Annotated in this window: 15 protein-coding genes and 1 other RNA gene; 10 read left to right on the plus strand and 6 right to left on the minus strand. The window is 66.9% G+C overall.

The window, feature by feature from the left end:
- Window positions 1–149: 149 nt before the first annotated feature.
- Entirely contained in the window at window positions 150–731 is a 582-nt protein-coding gene (locus ABIA30_RS24045) for a helix-turn-helix domain-containing protein (RefSeq protein ID WP_370070099.1), read from the minus strand.
- A 47-nt stretch (window positions 732–778) separates the two neighbouring features.
- Between ABIA30_RS24045 and ABIA30_RS24050 the strand changes: the two genes are divergently transcribed.
- The 3 genes from ABIA30_RS24050 to rnpB all read left to right on the plus strand — a co-directional run bounded on the left by ABIA30_RS24050 (window position 779) and on the right by rnpB (window position 2,832).
- Window positions 779–1,756 carry an NAD(P)/FAD-dependent oxidoreductase gene (locus ABIA30_RS24050; RefSeq protein WP_370070374.1) on the plus strand — a complete coding sequence of 326 codons (978 nt, stop codon included), beginning with the start codon at window positions 779–781 and terminating at the stop codon, window positions 1,754–1,756.
- Window positions 1,743–2,375: a class I SAM-dependent methyltransferase gene (locus tag ABIA30_RS24055; RefSeq protein ID WP_370070101.1), complete on the plus strand. Its 633-nt coding sequence runs from the start codon at window positions 1,743–1,745 to the stop codon at window positions 2,373–2,375. The genes ABIA30_RS24050 and ABIA30_RS24055 overlap by 14 nt, the downstream gene beginning before the upstream one ends.
- A gap of 54 nt (window positions 2,376–2,429) precedes the next feature.
- An RNA gene (gene rnpB, locus ABIA30_RS24060) (RNase P RNA component class A) lies at window positions 2,430–2,832 on the plus strand.
- A gap of 3 nt (window positions 2,833–2,835) precedes the next feature.
- Here the strand turns inward: rnpB and ABIA30_RS24065 are convergent.
- From ABIA30_RS24065 to ABIA30_RS24080, 4 genes are read right to left on the minus strand one after another with little or no spacing between them, the layout of a single operon-like run.
- Complete coding sequence (locus ABIA30_RS24065) at window positions 2,836–4,308, minus strand: CHAD domain-containing protein (RefSeq protein WP_370070103.1); 1,473 nt, start codon at window positions 4,306–4,308, stop codon at window positions 2,836–2,838.
- Window positions 4,309–4,343: 35 nt separating this feature from the next.
- The gene (locus ABIA30_RS24070; RefSeq protein ID WP_370070105.1) at window positions 4,344–6,347 is read right to left on the minus strand and encodes a 5-oxoprolinase/urea amidolyase family protein; all 2,004 of its coding nucleotides are present in this window, start codon (window positions 6,345–6,347) and stop codon (window positions 4,344–4,346) included.
- Window positions 6,344–6,979 carry an urea amidolyase associated protein UAAP2 gene (locus ABIA30_RS24075; protein ID WP_370070107.1) on the minus strand — a complete coding sequence of 212 codons (636 nt, stop codon included), beginning with the start codon at window positions 6,977–6,979 and terminating at the stop codon, window positions 6,344–6,346. Before ABIA30_RS24075 ends, ABIA30_RS24070 begins: the two co-directional genes overlap by 4 nt.
- 2 nt (window positions 6,980–6,981) lie before the next feature.
- Entirely contained in the window at window positions 6,982–7,725 is a 744-nt protein-coding gene (locus ABIA30_RS24080) for a DUF1989 domain-containing protein (RefSeq protein ID WP_370070109.1), read from the minus strand.
- A gap of 155 nt (window positions 7,726–7,880) precedes the next feature.
- Between ABIA30_RS24080 and ABIA30_RS24085 the strand changes: the two genes are divergently transcribed.
- A complete protein-coding gene (locus ABIA30_RS24085) occupies window positions 7,881–8,555 on the plus strand; it encodes a TetR/AcrR family transcriptional regulator (RefSeq protein ID WP_370070110.1) in 675 nt (224 codons plus the stop codon).
- An 11-nt stretch (window positions 8,556–8,566) separates the two neighbouring features.
- Window positions 8,567–9,346, plus strand: a complete 780-nt coding sequence (locus tag ABIA30_RS24090) for an enoyl-CoA hydratase/isomerase family protein (RefSeq protein WP_370070112.1) — start codon at window positions 8,567–8,569, stop codon at window positions 9,344–9,346.
- 64 nt (window positions 9,347–9,410) lie between these two features.
- Here the strand turns inward: ABIA30_RS24090 and panB are convergent, their stop codons facing one another.
- Window positions 9,411–10,283, minus strand: a complete 873-nt coding sequence (gene panB / locus ABIA30_RS24095; RefSeq protein WP_370070114.1) for a 3-methyl-2-oxobutanoate hydroxymethyltransferase — start codon at window positions 10,281–10,283, stop codon at window positions 9,411–9,413.
- A 161-nt stretch (window positions 10,284–10,444) separates the two neighbouring features.
- Between panB and ABIA30_RS24100 the strand changes: the two genes are divergently transcribed.
- The 5 genes from ABIA30_RS24100 (at window position 10,445) to ABIA30_RS24120 (ending at window position 19,410) form a co-directional block, all read left to right on the plus strand.
- Window positions 10,445–11,848, plus strand: coding sequence for a wax ester/triacylglycerol synthase family O-acyltransferase (locus ABIA30_RS24100; protein WP_370070116.1), 1,404 nt, complete (start codon window positions 10,445–10,447; stop codon window positions 11,846–11,848).
- A 19-nt stretch (window positions 11,849–11,867) separates the two neighbouring features.
- Window positions 11,868–13,400, plus strand: a complete 1,533-nt coding sequence (locus tag ABIA30_RS24105; protein ID WP_370070118.1) for an alpha/beta hydrolase — start codon at window positions 11,868–11,870, stop codon at window positions 13,398–13,400.
- Between the two features lie 111 nt (window positions 13,401–13,511).
- Window positions 13,512–15,044 (plus strand): alpha/beta hydrolase, encoded by a 1,533-nt coding sequence (locus ABIA30_RS24110; protein WP_370070376.1) that lies wholly within the window; start codon window positions 13,512–13,514, stop codon window positions 15,042–15,044.
- A 55-nt stretch (window positions 15,045–15,099) separates the two neighbouring features.
- The gene (locus tag ABIA30_RS24115) at window positions 15,100–16,443 is read left to right on the plus strand and encodes a glutamine synthetase family protein (RefSeq protein WP_370070120.1); all 1,344 of its coding nucleotides are present in this window, start codon (window positions 15,100–15,102) and stop codon (window positions 16,441–16,443) included.
- A 9-nt stretch (window positions 16,444–16,452) separates the two neighbouring features.
- Window positions 16,453–19,410 (plus strand): bifunctional [glutamine synthetase] adenylyltransferase/[glutamine synthetase]-adenylyl-L-tyrosine phosphorylase, encoded by a 2,958-nt coding sequence (locus tag ABIA30_RS24120; protein ID WP_370070122.1) that lies wholly within the window; start codon window positions 16,453–16,455, stop codon window positions 19,408–19,410.
- The last annotated feature ends 6 nt before the right edge of the window (window positions 19,411–19,416 follow it).

Genomic DNA, 19,416 nt, shown 5'->3' on the forward strand with positions numbered 1-19,416 from the left:
ATGCCGACCCGCAGCCGGACCCGGGTGCAGGAACGCTCAGCGAAAATCCTGGCCGAACGCCACGCGAACCAGGAACGCCTCGACGAACAACGCCACCACGAACAACTCGCCGCAGCCAACGCCGAACCACCACCATTCTGATGGCCCACTCAAGTTCGGATGTGCAGCCGCTCGCCGTGCGGGCCGAAGATGGCAATGGCTTCCACCGGACCGTCGACGGTTCCGAACCAGTGCGGGGTCCAGGTCGAGAATTCCACGGCCTCACCGGGTTTGATCACAAAGTCGCGCCCGCCAAGAATCAGTCGCAATCGGCCGGACAACACGTACAACCACTCTTGGCCGTCATGCACCGGTAGTTCGGCAGGTGGGTTGCGGCGGCGCGCGCTGACCCGGATCTTGAAAGTGTGCAAGCCGCCTGCCGGGCCGCCTCGGGTCAGTGGCCAGTAGGTGATGCCGTCGCGGGTGTGCGAGGCGCCCCGTACCCGTGGATCGTCGGCCTCGGGTGTGCGCATCAGTTCGTCCGTGCTGATCGACAGTGCGGCGGCAAGTCGGGGCAGGTGGTCGAGGGCGAAACGGCGCTTGCCGGACTCCAATCGGCTCAACGTCGAGACGTCCATATCGGCCGCTCGCGCAACATCTTCCAGCGTCATGCCTCGCTGAGTGCGCAGCTCTCGCAGCCGCTGTCGTACTCGCGACTCGATGTCGTCGGCGGCATCGGCATTTGCCTGCATGGCAAATTAGCTTGGCATTCTTGAGCGGTGCAGGCAAGCTCGACGGCGTGGAGAACGAATGGGAATGCATCGTGATCGGCGGCGGCGCGGCTGGATTGAGTGCGGCGCTGGTGCTCGGTCGGGCCCGGCGCCGAACCTTGGTGGTCGATGCCGGCGAACCGAGCAATCGTGTGACGCATGGGATCGGCGGGCTGCTCGGCCAGGACGGCCGACCGCCGCAGGAGTTCTATGCGGCAGCTCGGGACGAACTTGCCAGATACGAATCGGTGCAGATCGTCGCAGGGCAGGTGACCTGCGCACTCGCAGAAGGTGATTCGTTCCGCCTGGAACTGACCGACGGCGCCGTTCACGGTGCCCGGCGGGTGCTGCTGGCCACCGGTATGCGGTACGAGTATCCCGATGTTCCCGGTCTGGCAAGTCTGTGGGGCAATTCGGTGTTCCACTGTCCGTTCTGTCACGGGTGGGAATCCCGGGATCAGCCGCTGGCTGTGCTCGCCGACGGTGACCGTGCGGTGCACATGGCCCTGCTGCTCACGGGCTGGACCGACGACATCGTGGTCCTGACCAATGGTCGCAGCGGTCTCACCGACGATCAACTTCGGCTGCTGATGGAGGCCGATGTGTCAGTCGACACCCGTAAGATCGCCGAATTCGTCTCTGCCGGTGACATATTGACCGCGGTCGCATTCACCGACGGAACCGAACTGAAACGCAGTGGCGCGCTGGTGGCCAGCAGCTTGCATCAGCGATCCACGCTGGCAACACAACTCGGGGTCCAGATTGCGCCGCCGGGTCCGGTCATCGCCGACGCCGTGGTGGTCGATCAGCTGTACCGCACCTCGGTGCCCGGCGTGTTCGCCGCCGGAGATGTCTGCGCGCAGATGCCGCAAGTCGCTTCCGCGATAGCGAGCGGTTCCACTGCGGCCGCGGCGATGGTGCAGAGCTTGCTCAGTGAGCGGGTCGGGCTACCGATTCCGTCATGGCCGACCGCACAGGAGAGAGAGACCGCGCATGCACACGGATGAAACGCCGCAGCAGCACTGGGAGGGCCGCTACGCCGAGAAAGATCGGATCTGGAGCGGACGGGTAAACGCTCACCTGCCGGGGGTGGCCGCTGGGCTGGTACCGGGCCGGGCGCTGGACCTGGGTTGCGGCGAGGGTGCCGACGCGGTCTGGCTCGCCGAGAACGGCTGGCAAGTGGTGGCGGTCGATATTGCCGAGACCGCGTTGGGCCGGGCGCGGGAGGCGGCTGAACAAGCGGGTGTCGAGGGCCACATCGATTTCCAGCAGCACGACCTGTCGGACAGTTTCCCGGGTGGCGGCTTCGATCTGGTGTCGGCGCAGTTCCTGCATTCCACCGTCGGGTTGGAACGCCCGCTGGTTCTGCGGCACGCGGCGGCCGCGGTGAATCCCGGCGGCACGCTGCTGATCGTGGACCATGGCGAGGCGCCACCGTGGGCCGGCGAGCACGTACAGCACCACGCTTTTCAGCCTGCTCACGAGGTTGTCGCCGAACTGGAACTGACCGATGAGTGGCGGCAGGAACACGCGGGCCCGGTGACTCGCGACACCGTCGGTCCCGATGGTCAGAAGGTGACGCTGATCGACAACCTGATCATCCTGCGGCGGCGCGCAACGGCGTAGTAGCCGATCGCATGGTCAGGTGGCACCACAATCCAGTACGGTGATCGGCGCGGACGAGTTGGCCGGGCGGCCGCGGCACTTCACGGTGTCGAGGAAAGTCCGGACTTCACAGAGCAGGGTGATTGCTAACAGCAATCCGAGGTGACTCGCGGGAAAGTGCCACAGAAAGCAGACCGCCGCACTGAGCTTTCGGGCCCAGGGCGGTAAGGGTGAAACGGTGCGGTAAGAGCGCACCAGCATTCCGGGTGACCGGAGTGGCTAGGTAAACCCCACCCGAAGCAAGGCCAAGAAGGCCACGCGAAAGCGTGGTCGCGCAGGTGCTCGAGGGCTGCTCGCCCGAGCTTGCGGGTAGGCCGCTTGAGGTACCCGGCAACGGAGTACCCAGATGGATGGTCGCCGCCTCGCCACCAGTCATGGTGGCGAGGAACAGAATCCGGCTTACAGGCCAGCTCGTCCGCCCCTACTTCGCCCGCCGCACCGCGTGGGCCAACCCCTTCAATGAATCGTCCAACTGGAGCCGTGCATACCCGGCGATCTCGGACTCCTGCTGGTACAGCACGCCATAGGTGAAGGTGTCCTCGCCGGCGGCGTGGGCGGCCTCGGCCTGGGTCAGCAGATGGGTTCGACTGACGTGGCTGTCCTGGTGATCGCCGAGCAAGGTCTGGATCTCTTTGGCCCGGTCGGCTACCCGCGACGCACCGGTTGCGGCGGCGGTGTACCGAAGACGCTTGGCGCTCTTGCGAATCCGATGCAGCGTCTCATCGGCATCCTCGGCGCCGGCATCCTCGGCGGCATGTGCTCGCTGCACCGCCTTGCGGACCCGGCGATAGGTGGCCTCGACGGTCACCGATTCCTCGCCCGCGGCCGACCATCCGGGATCGGCGACGATCGCGTCCAGTTCGTCGAGCAACTGGAAGTACCGTGCGGAGCGCATCGCGGTCACCGAACGGCGCAGCCCGGCGTCGTAGCGCCGCTGCGAGCCGTCGACCAGTCGCTCACGCACCGGTCCGCGGACCAGTTCGGGCGCCAGTCCGGACAACGCCTTCTCATAGCGTTGTGCGAGCACCTCGGCGTCGCGCGCGGCCCCGAGCACCCCGGCCAGCAGCTTCAGTTCGTCCAGCACCCAGGCCCGCTCGCCCAGTCCGCCGGTTTCTTGCAGCAGGCTGCGGATCTTGCGGATGGTCACCCGCATCTGGTGCACCGAGTCGAAGGTGTCGGAGCGCACCGCGCGGTCCCACTCGATCAGTTCGTCGACGTGTGCGGCGATGGCCCGGTGCACCGCGTCGGTCGGTTCGGGATTGGCCGCCTCGGGCTCGGCGGGCCGTCCCGCGGCGAGCACCTTGGCCAACTTCGACCCGTGCCCCGCAGGCCGCGCGCCGGCGTCGAACAACCGGTGGGCCAACCGGTCCAACAACTCCTCGTCGCTGACTCCGGGAGCCAGTTCCAATTCCCACTCCCGCCAGTTCTGCTCGGCGTCACCGGCCGAGGCCGTAACTCGGTCGTCGCAGAACTCGGCCAACTCGTCAGATCCGAACAGCGTCACCACGGTGCGCTGGGTCTCGATGCGGGCAACCGGCGCCAGCGGTTGGTCCCGCACGATCGCCAGCACGATGTCGCGCAACTCGTCGGGCACGCCCTCGCCGGCACCGTTGAGGGGCAGGCGCACTTCGGTGCGGGCGTCGGCGCCGGCCGGCAACTTCAGGTGCCAGCCCGCGTCGGTGCCGCCGGTGCGCCGCCGCAGGGTGATCTTGTGGGCCGCCAGGTCATGGCCCGCGGTGTCGAAATACACCGCGTCGAGGTGAGCAACCGGCGACTGCTCGACCCGCGTCACCGCCGACAGCCCGTCGAATGACGGCGACACCGTCTCATCGTCTACCGCGAACTTGCGCTCGATCTCGGTGTGACGGGACGGTTTGCGCTTATCGGCTGCCATGCCACAAGAATTCCATACCTGTGAGTGGCCCGGCGTTAGCTGGTGCGGCTGAGTTCGCCGGCCGCGTCCCACGCTGCCCGCTCGGCGCCGAATGCCTCGGACTGCTGCGCCCGGAATGTCGCGATTCCTTCGGCGTTTGCCGCCAGAAAATCCTGATAGCCGGCCAGCGAGAACTCGCCATCGGTGATCTCGACGTGGCCGCGGCCGGCGGCCATGTCGGCCCGCAGATCGAGCAGCTCCGCGGCGCTGACCGGATAGAAGTTGATCCGGTCGAAGAACCGCAGCAGCCAGGGGGTGCCCGGCTCGAAGGCGGCGGCGTCGGCCGGATGACAGTGGTTCCACACCTGTGTGGTGCGGCCGACGAACTGGTAGCCGCCCGGGCCCTCCATGCCGTAGATGCACATGTATGCCCCGCCGATACCGACCGAATTCTCCGCGGTCCAGGTGCGGGCCGGGTTGTATTTGGTGGTGACCAGCCGGTGGCGTGGGTCCAGGGGAGTGGCCACCGGTGCGCCGAGGTATACATCACCCAGGCCGAGCACCAAATAGTCTGCGCGGTAAACGGTTTCGTATACCTCTGACCGGTCGGCCAGACCGTTCACCCGGCGGATGAACTCGATGTTGTCCGGGCACCACGGGGCATCGGCACGCACTCCGTTCATGTACCGCTCGATGGCCTCATGGGTCGCTGGGTCGTCCCAGGACAGCGGCAGCCGAACAGCTCTGCTGGGCACCACGAGTTGATCGGAGGCCGGCAGATTCTGGTCGGTGACGGCGAGCAGTTCGACCATCTCGGACATGCTCAGCACCTCAGGATCGAACTGCACCTGCAGCGACCGCACACCCGGGGTCATTTCGGTGATACCTGGGATCTGATCGGCCTGCAGCTGCTCGTACAGCACGTGTACGCGGGCGCGCATCGCCAGGTCGAGCACCATCGGCCCGTACTCGACCAGGACGCCGCCGTCACCGGCCCGGCGCAGCGTGACCGCGGTGCCGTCGGCCGAGATAAATTGCGAGAGCACGCCGTCGTCACCGTCGCCACCGGTGGAGAAGACCTTGCCCAGCGAGGCCCGGCGGTCGTGGTCGATGGTGCGTGGTGACGGTGCCCGGTCGGCACGCACCGCGACGAATCGCACGGTGTCGCCGGGTGCCATCTGGCCCAGCTTCCACCGGTCGGCGCGCGCCACGGTCACCGGGCAGACGAATCCGCCGAGGCTGGGGCCGTCCGGCCCGAGCAGGATCGGGGTGTCTCCGGTGAAGTCAAGGGCACCAACGCAATATGCGTTGTCATGGATGTTCGACGGGTGCAGGCCGGCCTCGCCACCGTCGGTGCGGGCCCACTGCGGCTTGGGTCCTTCCAGCCGCACGCCGGTGCGGTCGGAGTTGAAGTGCACGGTGTAGTGCGTGCGCAGGATGGTGTCGATGTCGCTGCGAGTGAAGAATTCCGGGGCGCCGTGGGGACCTTCGGTCACGGCCACCTCCCAGTGGGTGCCGATGGCCGGCAGTTCGTCGATTGCCGCGCGCGCATCACGGTCCGGCCGCATCTGGTGCGGTCCACGGTCGGTGCCGGCGGTCAACACATCACCGCCGGCGAGCTTGCGGCCGTGGTGCCCGCCGAAGGCGCCCATGGTGAAAGTCGAAGTGCTGCCCAGATATTCGGTCTCGAGGAGTCCGCCGGCGACCAGCACATAGCAGCGCATGCCGGGCCCGTTGACCATCCCGACGTCGAGCACCCCACCGGCCGGTACGGTGATCGACTGCCACTGCGGAACGGGCACCCCGTCGACGGTGACGGTGACCGGCGCGCCTGAAACGCAGACGCGTCCGCCGTCCGGAAAGCGCAGGGCGGGGCCGCCTTTGGTGCACTCGAGACCGGCGGTGCCCTCGGGGTTGAGCAGTACCCGGTTGCCGATCCGGAAGGACAGGTCGTCCATCGGCCCGGACGGTGGGACGCCGATATTCCAGTAGCCGACGCGTCCGGGCCAGTCCTGCACGGTGGTCAGCATGCCGGGGCGCAGCACCTCGATCTGCGTCATCGGGAGATGACCATCTGCACTGGCGTCGGGTTGAAACCGTTGCACGGGTTGTTGATCTGCGGACAGTTCGACACCAGCACCAGGGTGTCGACGTCGGCGCGCAGGGTCAGGGATTTCCCCGGCGCCGACAGCCCGTCGACGATGCCAAGGGTGCCGTCCTGCTCGACCGGGACGTTCATGAAGAAGTTGACGTTCGGCACGATGTCTCGCTTACCCATACCCCACTTGATGGCTTCGGCCAGGAAGTTCTCGGCACACGCGTGCTGGTGCACGGTGTGGTGGCCATAGCGCAGGGTGTTGGATTCCTTGGAGCAGGCGCCGGCGATGGTGTCGTGGTTACCGACCTCGTCGGCGACGATGGTCATCAACGCAGTGCCGTCGGTGCCGCGCAACACCGATCCGGTGGTCAGGAAGATATTTCCCTGTGCCGCAACGGTGCTCTGGTAGTTGTACCGCAACAGTGGGTCCGGCCGGTCGTTGCGCACGCCCCAGAACAGGGTGTCGACGGCCTGGTTGCCGTAGGTGTCGATGATCTGCAGGGTCTGCCCGGCGCGCACGATCGCCGACCACGGTACGCAGGCAGCGACCGTCTCATCGGCGACGACGCGGGTGATGACGGGGTTGTTGTTCACGCTCAGGCCTTTCCGTTTTCGCTTGCCGCCCAGGTGCTTTCGGTGTTGAACAGGGCCCGCAGGTATTCGGGGTCGTCGTTGACCGGCGTGGTCAATTCGTCGTCTGCGCGCCAGGCCAGCACGTCCAGGTCGGTGTCGCCGGGGCTGGGGTCCAGCGGGTGGGCACCGTTGGCCAGCACCACGATCGCCGGAAGATGGATCAGCAGATCCACCGACGTGCCGGCGCCGGCCGAACCGGTGAACTGCAGCCCGCCGTCGTCGGCCACCTGCACCCCGCGGAAGAACGACACCGATGGGGCGACATCGCGGACATCCAGGCCGTGTTTGTGCGCACCGAGCAACAGCTTCGCGGCCACTTCGCGGCTGAAGCCGCACAAGGTGTCATGTCTGCCTGAGCTGTCGGCCACGATGGTGGCCAGGACGCGGCCCTGGTCGGTCAGCAGCGGATGGCCGGTGCCCAGGTATGCCTGCCAGGGCACCTTCATGGTGTCGGCGACGTTGAGGCGTTCCCATGGCGCGTCGGCGCGGAACAACTGCAGGTGTGCGCATGCGCTGCCACCGGTGTCGGTCAGCCGTAACCGGGTGCCACGGCCCAGCACCTTGGTGGCATACGAGCCGGCGGGGATGGCTTCGGCCCAGCGCAGCTCGGCCACGCCGTCGGGGGTTTGTGGTACCCGAAATTGGGCGCCACCGGCCTGTGCGCGAGCGTGGGACCGGGCGCCGTCCGTCGAGTTGGTGCTGGACATGTCGTCCTCTCCTGCGGGTGAATAACTTTCAATTGAGAGTTTTTAGGGGGGTCGTTTTCTGCTGGTGTCGCCGTTGTTACGGCTGAGTGACATTATCTGTCAGTCGATAGATAATAGGCCTGCGAAGAGTTCGGCCGCCAGTGCAGAATGGGCCCATGGCTACCGAAGGCCGGGGACGTCCCAGGCTGGAACAACCCCGGCGCCCCGGCGGCACCGCCCGCGAACAGATCCTCGACGCCGCCGCCGAACTGTTCACGACGCAGGGCTACGCCAACACCTCGACCCGGCGCATCGCCGAGGCGGTCGGGGTGCGGCAGGCGTCGCTCTATCACCACTTCGCCACCAAGGACGACATCCTGGACGCGCTGTTGGCCGGCACCGTGGACGAGCCATTGCGCCTGGCGGCCGAGCTGCTCGCAGAATCCGGCCCGGCGCCGCAGCGGCTGTACACCTTGGTGGTTGCCGACGTCAGCCACCTGTGCGCGAGCACCTGGAATCTGGGTGCGCTCTACCTGCTGCCCGAACTGCGGGTCGACAGGTTTGCGCAATTCCGTTCCCGCCGTGAGCAATTGCGTGGTCGTTATCGACAACTCGCGGACGCGGCCATCGCCGAATGTGCGGGTCCGCCCGCTGCGGCGGACCTGCCGTTCCGGCTCGTCGAATCGGCCATCAACACCCGCTCCGATGACCAGCACTGTCCGCCGGACCAGGCCTGGGTGGTGGCCGAAGGAGCGTTGCGCACCTTGGGATATCGCGGCGACTTCCAGCCGTTGCGTGACCGCTCAACCGAAAGGCTGGGTCGCAGGCCGGTCGTCACGGCCACCGGATAACGTCATCACCCATGACCGAATTCGAGACGCTGAAGTTCACCCAGTCGGGCACTGTCGTCAACATCGTGCTGAACCGGCCGGATGCGGCCAACGGCATGAACGACACCCTCACGCGTGAACTCGCCGCTGCGTCCGCGCGGTGCGACAACTCCTCGGTCAAGGTCGTCACGATCACCGGAGCCGGCCGTTTCTTCTGCGCCGGCGGCGACCTCAAGGCGATGGCTGCGGCGGCCGATCCCGGCGCCTTCGTCAAGGGCATCGCCAACGACCTGCATCGCGCCATGTCGACCTTCGCCCGGATGGATGCCGTGCTGATCACCGCGGTCAACGGCGTGGCCGCGGGCGCGGGCTTCCCGCTCGGGGTGTCTGGCGATCTGGTCCTGGCCGCCGAGTCGGCGTCGTTCACCATGGCGTACACCAAGGCCGGCCTGAGCCCGGACGGCGGTTCGTCGTACGTGCTGCCGCGGCTGATCGGTCTGCGCCGCACCCAGGAACTGATGATCACCAACCGGGTGCTGAAGTCGGCCGAGGCTGCGGACTGGGGCCTGGTGACCACGGTGGTCCCGGACGCCGAACTGCCCGACGCACTGGAGAAGTTGGCCACCGAGGTCGCCGGTCAGGCCCGTGGTTCGAATTCAGCGGTCAAGCAGCTGCTGTTGGGCACCTTCGGGGCCGACTACGAGACCCAGCTGGAGCGTGAAGGTCGCTTCATCGCCAAGTGCGCCTCGTCGGCCGACGGCGCAGAGGGCATCGCCGCGTTCCTGGGCAAGCGCGCCCCCGAGTTCGCCTGATGCCGAATGTGAGGGTTGTGCACGGATTTTCGCGTTTTTGCGTGCACAGCCCTCACGCTCGCGCCTAGTAGGAATGCTCCTCGGCGGGGAACACACTGGAGGCCACCTCGGCGGCGTATTGCCTTGCCGCCCGGCCTAATTCGGGGCCGACGTCGCCGAACCGCTTCACGAACTTGGCGGTCTTGCCGCTGGTCATTCCGGCCATGTCCTGCCACACCAGTACCTGCGCGTCGCAGTTGACGCCGGCGCCGATGCCGACGGTCGGGATGGTCAGCTTGCCGGTGATCTGGGTCGCCAGTTCGGCGGGCACCATCTCCAGGACGACGGCGATCGCGCCGGCCTCGGCCACCGCGATGGCGTCGTGGATGGTCTGATCGCCGGCATCGCCGCGACCCTGCACCCGGAAGCCGCCCAGGCTGTTGACGCTCTGCGGGGTGAAGCCGATGTGCGCGACCACCGGGATGCCGGCCGCGGTCAGCGCCGCGATGGTCTCGGCCATCCGCTCGCCGCCCTCGATCTTGACCGCGGCCGCGCCCGTCTCCTTCATGAAACGCGTCGCGGTAGCCAGGGCCTGGGTGGGTCCGGCCTCATAGCTGCCGAACGGCAGGTCAGCGACCACGAGCGCGTGCGGCGCGCCCTTGACCACAGCGCGGGCCAGCGGAATCAGCTCGTCGATGCTGATCGGCAGGGTGGTGTCGTAGCCGTACACCACGTTGGCCGCCGAGTCGCCGACCAGCAGGACCGGGATCTCGGCGTCGTCGAAGATGCGCGCGGTCGAATAGTCGTAGGCGGTCAGCATGGCCCACTTGTGGCCCTCGGCCTTCCATTTGGCCAGGTGGTGGGTGCGGACTTTGGTGCGGTTCGCGCCGTCGGCAGAAGTGCGCGGGGCGCTACAGGCAGGCTCCGTGGCAGCACCGTAAACAGACTGATCAGACATCATCGTCCTCAACTGGTTGGTCGGTTCGTACCTCGAGGCCCATGTCGGGTCCCCGGGTCGTATGACGTGGTCAAGTCTGCCACTCGCAGCACGCCGAGGTGAACACTGCGTGAAGTGGATTACCTCACACTGGTAACCACGGGCCGCATACGATCTCGGGCATGCCTGGATACCAACGGCTCAGCGGCTTGGACGCAAGTTTCCTCTACCTCGAGACCGCGGTGCAGCCGTTGCACGTGTGCTCGGTGCTGGAGTTGAACACCGCGACGATTCCCGGCGGATACACCTTTGACCGCCTGCGGGAGGCCTTGGGGCAGCGCATCCAGGCGATGCCGGAGTTCCGGGAGAAGCTGGCCGATTCGCCGTTCAACCTCGACCACCCGGTGTGGGTGGACGACGAGGACTTCGACCTGTACCGGCACGTGCACCGGATCGGGCTGCCCGCACCCGGTGGCCGCAACGAGCTGGCGGAGATCTGCGGCCACATCGCGGCACTGCCGCTGGACCGCACCCGTCCGCTGTGGGAGATGTGGGTGATCGAGAACGTCGCCGGAACCGACCCGTCGAGCGGTGGTCGGCTTGCGGTGCTGACCAAGGTGCACCACGCCGGCGTCGACGGCGTCACCGGAGCCAACCTGATGTCGCAGTTGTGCACCACCGAACCGGACGCGCCGGCCCCCGAGCCCGTTGCGGGCGTCGGAACGGCCTCCGAGCTGGAGATCGCGGTGCGCGGCGCGGTGAAATTCGTCAGCCGCCCGCTGAAGCTGGTCAACATGCTGCCGTCGACGGCCACCACCGTCATCGACACCGTCCGCCGCGCCGCCAAGGGTCTGACCATGGCCGCGCCGTTCGCCGCGCCCAAGACCGCGTTCAATGCCAACGTCACCGCGCATCGCAACGTGGCCTTCGCCCAGCTGGATCTCGAGGACATCAAGACCGTCAAGAACCACTTCAACGTCAAGGTCAACGACGTGGTGATGGCGCTGGTGTCCGGTGTGCTGCGGCGCTATCTGCTGGACCAGGATGCGTTGCCGGATTCCACGTTGATCGGCATGGTGCCGGTATCGGTGCATGGCCGCTCCGACCGTCCCGGCCGCAATCAGGTGTCTGGCATGTTCACCAAACTGGAGACCACCATCGAGGATCCGGCCGCGCGGCTACGGGCCATCGCCGACGCGAGTTCGGTTGCCAAGCAACACAGTTCGGCGATCAGCGCGACGCTGTTGCAGGACTGGTCGCAGTTCGCCGCGCCAGCGGTGTTCGGCGTCGCGATGCGGGTGTACGCCGCCAGCAAGCTGACCGAGGCCAAGCCGGTGCACAACCTGGTCATCTCCAACGTGCCCGGGCCGCAGGAGCCGCTGTACTTCCTGGGTGCGGAGGTGAAGGCGATGTACCCGTTGGGGCCGTTGTTCCACGGCTCCGGGCTGAACATCACCGTGATGTCGCTCAACGGCGGATTGGACGTCGGCCTGATCTCCTGCCCGGAGCTCATCCCGGACCTCTGGGACATGGCTGACGACTTCGCCGTAGAACTCGCCGATCTGGTCGCCGCTACCGGTCGGTGACCTGCGCCGGACCGGTCCCATGGCAGCATGGTCGACCATGAACTTCAGACGGGGGAGCCTCGCGGCTGCGATGGTGTTAATGCTCGTGACGGGCTGCAGCACCGTGGTGGACGGAAAGGCCATGCGCGCCGTGCCTCCTGTCGGTACCGCGATCGCCTGGTCGGCCTGCCCCGCGACCAATCAGGACGGTTCGCTGCCGATCCCCAAGACCGCCCAATGCGGCATGCTGTCGGTCCCGGTCGACTACTCCAAGCCCGACGGCGACGTCGCCCAGCTGGCGATGATCAAGTTCAAGGCGACCGGAGACAAGATCGGTTCGCTGGTGATCAACCCGGGCGGCCCGGGTGAGTCGGGTATCGATGCCGCGGTCTCGCTGCTGGACTCGATCCCGGCGAGCGTCCGGGCCCGATTCGACCTGGTGGGCTTCGATCCACGCGGTGTCGGTCTGTCGCGGCCGTCGTTGTGGTGCAACTCCGATGCCGACAACGATCGGCTGCGGGCCGACCCGCAGGTCGACTATTCGCCGGCCGGCGTCGCGCACATCGAGTCCGAGACCAAGGCCTTCGTGCAGCGCTGCGTCGACAAGATGGGCAAGGAGTTCCTGGAGAACATCGGAACCGCAAGTGTGGCCAAGGATCTCGACGGCATCCGGCAAGCGCTCGGCGATGACAAGCTGACCTACCTGGGGTACTCGTACGGCACCCGGATCGGTTCGCAGTACGCCGAGTACTTCCCGGACAAGGTCCGCGCGATGATCCTCGACGGCGCGGTCGACCCGAACGCCGATCCGATCCAGTCGGACATCGACCAGGCCGCGGCGTTCCAGACCGCGTTCAACAACTACGCGGCGGACTGCGCGACCAGCCCGGACTGCCCGCTGGGTACCGACCCGACCAAGGCCACCGACGTGTTCCACGGCATCGTCGACCCGCTGGTGCAGAATCCCGCGCACACCACCGACCCGCGAGGACTGAGTTACGGCGACGCGGTGGTCGGCACCATTCTGCCGCTCTACACGCCGAATCTGTGGAAGAAGCTGACCGAGGGTCTGACCGATCTGAAGAACGGCAACGGCGACCTGATGCTCAAACTCGCCGACCTGTACATGGGCCGGGATGCCGATGGGCACTACAACAATTCGACCGATTCCCGGGTTGCGGTGAACTGTGTGGACGAGCCACCGGTGACCGACCGCGCCAAGGTGATCGACGAGGACAAGCGTTCCCGGCAGGTTTCGCCGTTCATGAGCTACGGCCAGTTCACCGGCGATGCCCCGTTGAGCACCTGTGCCTTCTGGCCCGTGCCGCCCACCAGCACGCCGCACGAACTCTCGATCAAGGGGCTGCCGCCGACGTTGGTGGTGTCGACCACCCATGATCCGGCCACGCCCTACCAGGCCGGGGTGGACCTGGCCAAGGAGTTGGGCGGCAGCCTGTTGACCTTCGACGGCACCCAGCACACGGTGGTGTTCCAGGGCAATCAGTGTGTCGACGACATCGCCGCCAAGTATCTGATCGACGTGACCGTGCCGCCGCCCGGCACGAAATGCTGAGTGGCACTCCAGATCACGGATCGGGCGCTGCATAACCGGTTGGTCACCGTCTGATTACCGGGTAATCACCGCGCCCGCCCACGAGGGTCCCGGGTGTTTCGCCGTGCGACCATGATCGCCATGCGCACAGGCAGAATTGCGGGACTTGCCGGGGCGCTGTTGGTTCTCGGTGCGCTGACAGCTGCGCCGGCCGGGGCGGTGCCGGGCAGTGGTTCGCTGGAGAGTTACTACGAACAGGCGCCCGCCTGGGGCGGTTGCGACCGATTCGTCGGCGACATCACCGACATCCCGACCGCCCGGTGCGCCACCGTCAGCGTCCCGTTCGAATACGCCAATCCCGGTGGGCCACAAGCGAAACTTGCCGTCATTCGGATACCGGCATCGGGACCGCGCATCGGCGTGCTGCTGGTGAACCCGGGTGGGCCGGGGGCCTCTGCGGTCGACACCGTGGCCGGCATGGGGGCATTGCTCAGCCAGTCCGAGATCGGCCGCAGCTTCGATCTGGTCGGGTTCGATCCGCGCGGCGTCGGGCATTCCACGCCGCAGCTACGGTGCCGCACCGATGCACAGTTCGACGACTACCGGCGCGATCCGATGGTGGACTACAGCCCCGCCGGCGTCGCACACATCGACGGTGTGAATCGTCAACTGGCACAAGATTGTCTGCAGCAGATGGGCCGCGGCTTCCTGGCCAACGTCGGTACCTCTTCGGCGGCCAGGGACATGGATGTGGTGCGCGCCGCACTCGGCGAGACCCAGATCAACTATTTGGGCTTCTCCTACGGCACGGAGCTGGGTGCGGCCTATGCGGACCGCTACCCGCAGCGGGTGCGGGCCATGGTGCTCGATGGCGCGGTCGACCCCAACGCCGATCCGATCACCGAGAATCTGTTGCAATTGTCCGGATTCCAAACGGCTTTCAACGACTACGCGGCGGATTGCGCGAATTCGCCCGGTTGCCCGCTGGGGCAGGACCCCAATCAGTTCGTCGCGCGGTACCACCAGTTGGTCGACCCATTGGTGCAGCGGCCCGGGCCGACCCCCGGTGACCCACGTGGCCTGAGCTACCAGGACGCGATCACCGGCACCACCAACGCGCTGTACACCAAGAAGTACTGGAAGTTCCTCACCAGCGGACTGCTGGGGCTGCAGCGTCGCACCGATGCCGGCGACCTGCTGCTGCTGGCCGACGACTACCAGCATCGTGACAAGGACGGGCGTTACGCGCCGTTGCAGGACGCGTTCACCGCGATCCGGTGCGTCGACGGGCCGTTCCCGACCGACTCGGCGACCTGGGCCGCGTCTGATCTGAAGGCGCGCCAGGCGGCGCCGTACATGGCCTACGGCAAGTACACCGGTTACGCACCTCGCGACGTCTGCGCGCTGTGGCCGGTGCCGCCGACGTCCACACCGCACCAGGTGGCCTCGCCCGGACCGGGCAAGGTGGTGGTGGTGTCGACGACCCACGACCCGGCCACGCCGTATCAGGCCGGGGTCGAGCTGGCCCACGAACTGGGCGCCTCGTTGATCACCTTCGACGGCACCCAGCACACCGTGGTGTTCAACGGCAACGAATGCGTCGATTCGGCGGTGGTGGCCTTCCTGACTGAGTCGAAAGCGCCTGAGACCGGTTTGCGTTGCTGAGAATCAAAGGCGTGTTGGTAACACAGATTTAACAGCCGCTGCCTACGCTGCGGACATGGATCGCCAGAAGGAATTCGTGTTGCGCACGCTGGAGGAACGGGACATCCGCTTTGTCCGGTTGTGGTTCACCGACGTGCTCGGATACCTCAAGTCTGTGGCGATCGCGCCGGCCGAGCTGGAGGGTGCTTTCGAGGAGGGCATCGGCTTCGACGGGTCCGCCATCGAAGGTTTCGCCCGCGTCTCCGAGGCCGACATGGTGGCCCGGCCCGATCCGTCCACCTTCCAGGTCCTGCCGTGGACCACCAAGAGCGCCGGCAAGCACTACTCGGCCCGGATGTTCTGCGATATCACCATGCCCGACGGTTCGCCGTCCTGGGCCGACTCCCGGCACGTGCTGCGTCGTCAGCTGGCCAAGGCCAGCGATCTCGGCTTCTCCTGCTACGTGCACCCGGAGATCGAGTTCTTCCTGTTGCAGCCCGGCCCGAATGACGGAACCGTGCCGGTACCGGCCGACGACAGCGGCTATTTCGATCAGGCCGTTCATGATTCGGCACCCAACTTCCGCCGGCACGCCATCGACGCACTGGAGTCGATGGGCATCTCGGTGGAGTTCAGCCACCACGAGGGTGCGCCGGGCCAGCAAGAGATCGACCTGCGCTATGCCGATGCGCTGTCCATGGCCGACAACGTGATGACCTTCCGGTATCTGGTCAAAGAGGTCGCGCTCAACGAGGGCGTGCGGGCGTCGTTCATGCCCAAGCCGTTCAGCCAGTACCCCGGTTCGGCCATGCACACCCACATGAGCTTGTTCGAGGGCGATACCAATGCCTTCCACAGCGCCGACGATCCGCTGCAACTGTCCGACGTCGCCAAGTCGTTCATCGCCGGGATCCTGGAGCACGCCAGCGAGATCAGCGCTGTGACCAACCAGTGGGTGAACTCCTACAAGCGTCTGGTGCACGGCGGCGAGGCGCCGACCGCCGCGTCCTGGGGCGCGGCCAACCGCTCGGCCCTGGTGCGGGTGCCGATGTACACCCCGCGCAAGGCGTCGTCGCGGCGCGTCGAGGTGCGCAGCCCGGATTCGGCATGCAACCCGTACCTGGCGTTCGCGGTACTGCTGGCCGCCGGTCTGCGCGGCATCGAAAAGGGCTACCAGCTCGGACCGCAGGCCGAAGACAACGTCTGGACGCTGACCCCCGAAGAGCGGCGCGCCATGGGCTACAAGGCACTGCCGTCCAGCCTCGGTGTGGCACTGGGCGAGATGGAGAAGTCCGAGCTCGTCGCCGAGGCGCTGGGGGAGCACGTCTTCGACTACTTCCTGCGCAACAAGCGCACCGAGTGGGAGAACTACCGCAGCCACGTCACGCCGTTCGAACTCAAGGAATACCTGGCCCTGTAACGTCAGGGCGTGCCCAACCCCGCGACACAACGCCCGACTCAGCCCAGCGTCGGCCGGCTCGGGCTGGTGGCGCCGTCCGCGCGCGCGGACCTCGACCGCTTGGGTTGGAACACCGACGGACACGTCGAGCTGTTGTGGTCGCTGTCCCGGGCACCAGAGGCCGATGGCGCGCTGCGCGCCATGGTTCGGATCGCCGATGCGCTCGGGGATGACTGGGCTGAGCTGAACCGCGCCCTCGTCGTTGACAAGTCGCTGCGTGGGCGGTTGTTCGGGGTGTTGGGAACCTCGTTGGCGCTCGGCGATCACCTTGTGGCGCACCCCGTTTCGTGGCGACTGCTGCGGGGGCAGGTGTCGCTGCCGGCGCGCGAGGAGTTGCTGGCGGACTTCGAGCGATTGGCCGCGGAGGTCGCGGGCACTCCGGCGGCGGGATCGGCCTTGCGTGTGCTGTATCGGGATCGGATCCTGGTGCTGGCGGCACTGGACAGCGCGCCCACCGTGGAGAACGAGCCGGTGCTGCCGTTCGTCACAGTGGGGCAGCACCTGTCGGATCTGGCAGACGCGGCGCTGGCGGCGGCATTGGTGGTCGGTGTCCGGACCGTGTGTGGAGCCGACGGGGTGGCGCCGCGGCTGGCCGTGATCGCGATGGGCAAATGTGGTGCACGCGAACTGAATTACGTCAGCGACGTCGACGTGATCTTCGTTGCCGAGAATGCGGATTCGACCACCACCCGAGTGGCGGGCGAACTGATGCGGTTCGCCGGCGAAACCTTCTTCGAAGTGGACGCGGCGCTACGGCCCGAGGGCAAGGCGGGCCAATTGGTGCGCACCCTCGAGTCGCACGTCGCGTACTACGAGCGGTGGGCCAAAACCTGGGAGTTCCAAGCGCTTTTGAAGGCCCGGTGGTCGGTGGGTGACGCGGACTTGGGCGAGCAGTACATCGCCGCGCTGATGCCGATGGTCTGGACCGCTTGTGACCGTGAGGATTTCGTGCCCGACGTGCAAGCCATGCGGCGGCGGGTGGAGGAACTGGTTCCTGCTGGGGTGCGCACCCGTGAACTCAAATTGGGCACCGGCGGACTGCGCGATGTCGAATTCGCCGTGCAGCTGCTGCAACTGGTGCACGGTCGAAACGACGATTCACTGCATGTGGCCTCGACTGTGGATGCCCTGGCGGCACTGGGGTCCGGCGGTTACATCGGGCGGGACGACACCGCGAATCTCACTGCGTCGTATGAGTTTTTACGGCTGCTGGAGCACCGGCTGCAGTTGCAAAGGCTCAAGCGCACGCATCTGCTGCCCGAAGACGGTGACGATGAGGCGTGGCGCTGGCTGGCCCGGGCCTCGCACGTCCGTCCCGACGGCCAGCACGACGCCCTGGGTGTGCTGCGTGAGGAACTCAAGCGGCAGCACGTGCGGGTGTCTCGGCTACACGCCAAGCTGTTCTACCAGCCGCTGCTCGAATCCGTCGGGGCCGATTTCGGTCCGGGGCTGACCACCAACGCGGCCGAGCGACAGTTGGCCGCTCTGGGATACGAGGGACCACAGAGCGCACTGACCCATTTGGCGGCGTTGACCAGTCAGAGTGGCCGGCGCGGCACCGTGCAACAGGTGCTGCTGCCGACGCTGTTGGATTGGCTGTCCGATACCCCCGATCCCGATGCAGGGCTGCTGGCCTACCGCCGGATCAGCGATGAACTATCGGACCAGCGGTGGTTCTTGGCCACGCTGCGTGACGAAGGTGCGGTGGCCAAACGCCTGATGCACGTGCTCGGCACCTCCGCCTATGTGCCGGCCCTGTTGATGCGGGAGCCTGAGGTGATCCGGCAGTACGCCGATGGACCGCAGGGGCCGAAACTGCTTGAGGGGCAACCGGATACGATCTGTCGTGCATTGGTGGCCTCGGCCGGCCGGCACCCGGACCCGGTGCGGGCCATCGCGGCGGCCCGCACTCTGCGTCGTCGGGAATTGGCCCGGGTGGCCTCGGCCGACCTGCTGGGAATGCTCTCGGTGACCGATGTTTGTCAGGCCCTTACCGCCGTGTGGGTGGCGGTGCTGCAAGCCGCGCTGGACGCGGTGGTCCGCGCTCGCTCTGGTCCGGACGGACCGATGGCCTCGATCGCGGTGATCGGGATGGGCCGGCTCGGGGGTGGGGAACTGGGCTACGGGTCCGACGCCGACGTGATGTTCGTGTGCGAACCGGTTGCCGGCGTTGAGGATTCGACGGCCGTACGGTGGGCGATCGGGGTGGCTGAGCAGGTGCGGACACTGCTGGGGCAGCCCAGTGCCGATCCGCCGTTGGAGGTCGACGCGGGGCTGCGGCCCGAGGGCCGAAACGGCTCGCTGGTAAGGACGTTGGCGTCTTATGAGGCGTACTACGCGCAATGGGCTCAACCCTGGGAGATCCAGGCGTTGCTGCGTGCGCACCGGGTGGCCGGTGACCTGGAACTCGGCGAGCGGTTCCTGCTGATGGCGGATAAGACCCGCTACCCGTCCGGTGGGGTGTCGGCCGATGCGGTGCGCGAGATCAGGCGGATCAAGGCCCGCGTGGAGGCTGAGCGCCTGCCCCGCGGCGCCGATCCGAACACCCACACCAAGCTGGGCCGCGGTGGGCTGGCCGACGTCGAGTGGACCGTGCAACTGCTCCAATTGCGTTACGCGCACGAGGTTCCCGCGCTGCACAACACTTCGACGCTGCAGTCCCTCGATGTCATCGCGGCGGCCGGGCTGGTGCCCGCGGACGAGGTGGACATGCTGCGGCAGGCCTGGCTGACCGCCACCCGGGCGCGCAATGCACTGGTGCTGGTGCGCGGCAAGCCCACCGACCAGCTGCCCGGCCCGGGTCGCCAGCTCAACGCCGTCGCGCTGGCCGCGGGTTGGGACAGCGACGACGGTGGGGCATTCCTGGACAACTACCTGCGCGTCACCCGGCGCGCAAAGACCGTGGTACGTAAGGTGTTCGGCGAGTGAGCGAGT

Origin of the sequence: Mycobacterium sp. MAA66, from assembly GCF_041261665.1 — a bacterium.
Classification (GTDB): Bacteria; Actinomycetota; Actinomycetes; order Mycobacteriales; family Mycobacteriaceae; genus Mycobacterium.

Bases quoted from the DNA above. Each gene is read 5' to 3' on its own strand.
- ABIA30_RS24045 (WP_370070099.1), bottom strand. From the start codon at position 731: ATGCAGGCAAATGCCGATGCCGCCGACGACATCGAGTCGCGAGTACGA.
- ABIA30_RS24055 (WP_370070101.1), top strand. From the start codon at position 1,743: ATGCACACGGATGAAACGCCGCAGCAGCACTGGGAGGGCCGCTACGCC.
- ABIA30_RS24065 (WP_370070103.1), bottom strand. From the start codon at position 4,308: ATGGCAGCCGATAAGCGCAAACCGTCCCGTCACACCGAGATCGAGCGC.
- ABIA30_RS24070 (WP_370070105.1), bottom strand. From the start codon at position 6,347: ATGACGCAGATCGAGGTGCTGCGCCCCGGCATGCTGACCACCGTGCAG.
- ABIA30_RS24080 (WP_370070109.1), bottom strand. From the start codon at position 7,725: ATGTCCAGCACCAACTCGACGGACGGCGCCCGGTCCCACGCTCGCGCA.
- ABIA30_RS24085 (WP_370070110.1), top strand. From the start codon at position 7,881: ATGGCTACCGAAGGCCGGGGACGTCCCAGGCTGGAACAACCCCGGCGC.
- ABIA30_RS24090 (WP_370070112.1), top strand. From the start codon at position 8,567: ATGACCGAATTCGAGACGCTGAAGTTCACCCAGTCGGGCACTGTCGTC.
- panB (WP_370070114.1), bottom strand. From the start codon at position 10,283: ATGTCTGATCAGTCTGTTTACGGTGCTGCCACGGAGCCTGCCTGTAGC.
- ABIA30_RS24100 (WP_370070116.1), top strand. From the start codon at position 10,445: ATGCCTGGATACCAACGGCTCAGCGGCTTGGACGCAAGTTTCCTCTAC.
- ABIA30_RS24105 (WP_370070118.1), top strand. From the start codon at position 11,868: ATGGCAGCATGGTCGACCATGAACTTCAGACGGGGGAGCCTCGCGGCT.
- ABIA30_RS24110 (WP_370070376.1), top strand. From the start codon at position 13,512: ATGATCGCCATGCGCACAGGCAGAATTGCGGGACTTGCCGGGGCGCTG.
- ABIA30_RS24115 (WP_370070120.1), top strand. From the start codon at position 15,100: ATGGATCGCCAGAAGGAATTCGTGTTGCGCACGCTGGAGGAACGGGAC.